This window comes from Microbacterium sp. CCH5-D1, from assembly GCF_001557335.1.
Classification (GTDB): domain Bacteria; phylum Actinomycetota; class Actinomycetes; order Actinomycetales; family Microbacteriaceae; genus Microbacterium; species Microbacterium oxydans.
This window is the reverse complement of record NZ_LSJW01000179.1, coordinates 1-2,823: the sequence shown is the minus strand read 5'-3', so window position 1 is coordinate 2,823 and position 2,823 is coordinate 1. Positions and strand designations below refer to the sequence as shown.

Sequence of the window (2,823 nt, the reverse complement as noted above, 5' to 3'; positions counted from 1 at the left end):
TCACCGGGGTGCCCGGCGTGGTCGGGCTCTCGGGGTCGGTCGGGTCGGTCGGGATGAGAGGGGTGCCCTCACCCGTGACGGTGTTGCGCAGCAGCACGCCGGTCGCATCGGCATCGACCGTCACCGTGTAGGTGATGTCGACGCGAGTGCCGGGTGCGAGCGCTCCGTTCCAGGTGAGCGTCGTGCCGACGACGGCGACCGCGCCGGTGGAGGCCGTCACATCGCCGTTGTACTGTGCGTGCGCCAGGACGGCGGACAGGTCGTCGACGATCGTCGCGGGGTCGAGTGCGGTGTTGCCCGTGTTGACACCGGAGATCGTGTAGGTGATGGTGTCACCCGCGCGCACGGCGGTGCCGGAGGCGGGATCGGCGGACTTCGTCACCTCGAAGCCGGTGTCCACCACCGGGTGGTTCGTCTCCACGGCGGGAGGGACGATCGGCGTGCCAGGAGTCGTGGGACTGTCGGGGTCGCTCGGGTCGACCGGGATGCGCGGCGTGGCCGTGCCGGTGGCGGTGTTGTGAAGCAGCGCCTTCTGGACATCGGCGTCGACCGTGACGGTGTAGCGGATGACGACGGACTCGCCGCGCGGAACGGCGCCGGTCCAGGTGAGCGTGGTGCCGGACACGGCGACGGAGCCGCGGTCGGCGGTGACGTCGTCGTTGTAGGCGGCGCTGTCGAGCACACCGGACAGGTCGTCGACGATCTTCGCCGGGTCGAGGTCGGTGTCACCCGTGTTGGTACCGGTGATGGTGTAGGTGATGGTGTCGCCCGCGGACACGGCCGTGCCCGACGCGGGGTCGGCGGACTTGCTGATCGTGAAGCCGGAGCCGACGACCGGGTGCTCGGTGGTCGTCGTCGGCGGGACGATCGGCTCTCTCGGCACCTGCGGGCCCTCGGGGTCACCGGGCTTCGGGGTGGTCGGCGTCGCCGTGCCGCTGACGGTGTTCTTCAGGATCTTGCCGGAGGTCTCCGGTCCGACGGTCACGGAGTACGTGATGGTCACGGCCTGTCCCGGCTGCAGCGCGCCGGTCCAGGAGAGGGCGTTCCCGTTGATCGTCGCCGCCCCAGAGGTCACGGGGGCACCGCCGACGGTGGTCGCGATGTCGGAGTTGTAGGCGGCGTGAGCCAGCACACCCGACAGGTCGTCGGCGATCGATGCCGGGTTCAGGACGGTGGCGCCGGTGTTGGTTCCGGTGACCGTGTAGGTGATGACCTGACCGGGCTCCACGACGGTGCCCGATGCCGGGTCGGCCGTCTTGACCACCGTGTACCCCGCCACGGGGTGCTCGGTCGTGACGGTCGGCGGAGTGGGCGGGGGAAGGGTGCCCGGCGGGGTGCCGGAGGCGGTGACGCTGTTGGCGATCCGCTCTCCCTCTGCGCCCTCGTCGACGATCACCGAATAGGTGATGGTGACCACCTGGCCGGGCTCGAGCACGCCGGTCCAGGCGAGGTCGTCGCCGGTGACGGTCGCGGCGCCGGAGGTGACGGTCGTTCCGTCGATCTTCGTGGCGATGTCGCCCTGGTAGGTCGCAGACGTGAACACACCGGAGAGGTCGTCGGCCACCTGCACGGGGTCGAGACGCGTGTTGCCGGTGTTCTCCGCCTCGACCGTGTAGGTGATGCGCTGACCGGCGTTCACGGCCGCCCCCGGGGCGGGGTCGGAGGTCTTGCGCAGTGCCAGATCCGGAGCGAGGCGCACGTTGGTGAACGTGCACGTGACGTCGGTGCCGAGCGATCCGGCGGGCTGAGTCACCTGACCGTCGGCCGTCACGGCGACCGGCACCGTCGAACCGTCGGGATTGACCTGCACGCAGTCGAGGGATTCGGCGTACCTCGTACGATCCGTCGTGCCGGATGCCGCCTCGCTCAGTCGGAACACGTCGCCCTGGTTGGTGAACACGGGGCCCGCGTAGTCGGGCTGCAGTCCGGTGCGCTCACCGCGCGTGACGGCGTCGGTCTGGGGGACCTGGTACCCGGCGGGCGACTGCACGCGCAGGGCGAACTGATCCGTGGCGAGGTGGCGCCCCTCCGGGAGGTCCTTCTTCAGCGTGAGCGTGTTCGGGAACGTGCAGCTCGCCATGTCGGTGGGCTGGAACGTTCCGAGCGACGTCGTGTTGACCGTCTCGCCACGGGGCAGGTCGACCTCGATGATGCGGTTTCCGCCGCCCGAGACCGAGACGAAGATGTGGCCGAGGTTTCCGAACGCGATGCCGTTGCCCTGGACGCCGGCGCCCATGTCGTGCACCTGCTTGGCGTCGATCGTGGCGGTGCTCGGGGTGAGCGAGGTGGGCAGGTCGGAGGAGTAGATGAAGTTGTCCGCCACGAGCACGAGCTGACCCGAGGCGCTGAACGCCATGTCCCCGTTCGCGCCGAAGGCACTGCTGCCCGCGGTCGGGCGGAGCGTTCCGACCTGGACGAAGGTCTGCGGGGTGACGTTCTCTTCCCACGCGTAGAGGTTGATGGCGCCGTTCACCGTGCCGCTGGCGAAGTAGTAGACACCCGTGACCGGGTGCACGGCGCCGCGGAGCACGGACGAGTTCAGCGAGAACGTGGTGCGGGTCGTGGTGTCGGTCACGCGATCGTGCTTGGCGAGGGTCTTGGTGCCGGCGGCGTTGGTGACGGTGTACGCGTAGCGGCCGTTCGAGGAGATGCCGAGGGCGTTGTTGGAGTGGTCGACGCCGAGCGTGCTGGCACCGAGCGTTCCACCGTTGCCGGGCGTGCCCTGCTCGTTCACGACGAACTCGCGCACCTCGGTGGCGCTCTGCACGTACACCGCTCCCGGCGTGCAGAGGAACGGGTCGGCAGCGGCCGCGGGAGCGGCGG

1 protein-coding gene is annotated in these 2,823 nt (G+C 69.9%); it reads right to left on the bottom strand.

Annotation, left to right across the window (positions count from 1 at the left end; all coding sequences use genetic code 11):
• The coding region (locus AX744_RS10965; RefSeq protein ID WP_157543584.1) for a DUF7927 domain-containing protein at nucleotides 1-2,823 on the bottom strand (2,823 nt) is incomplete at both ends.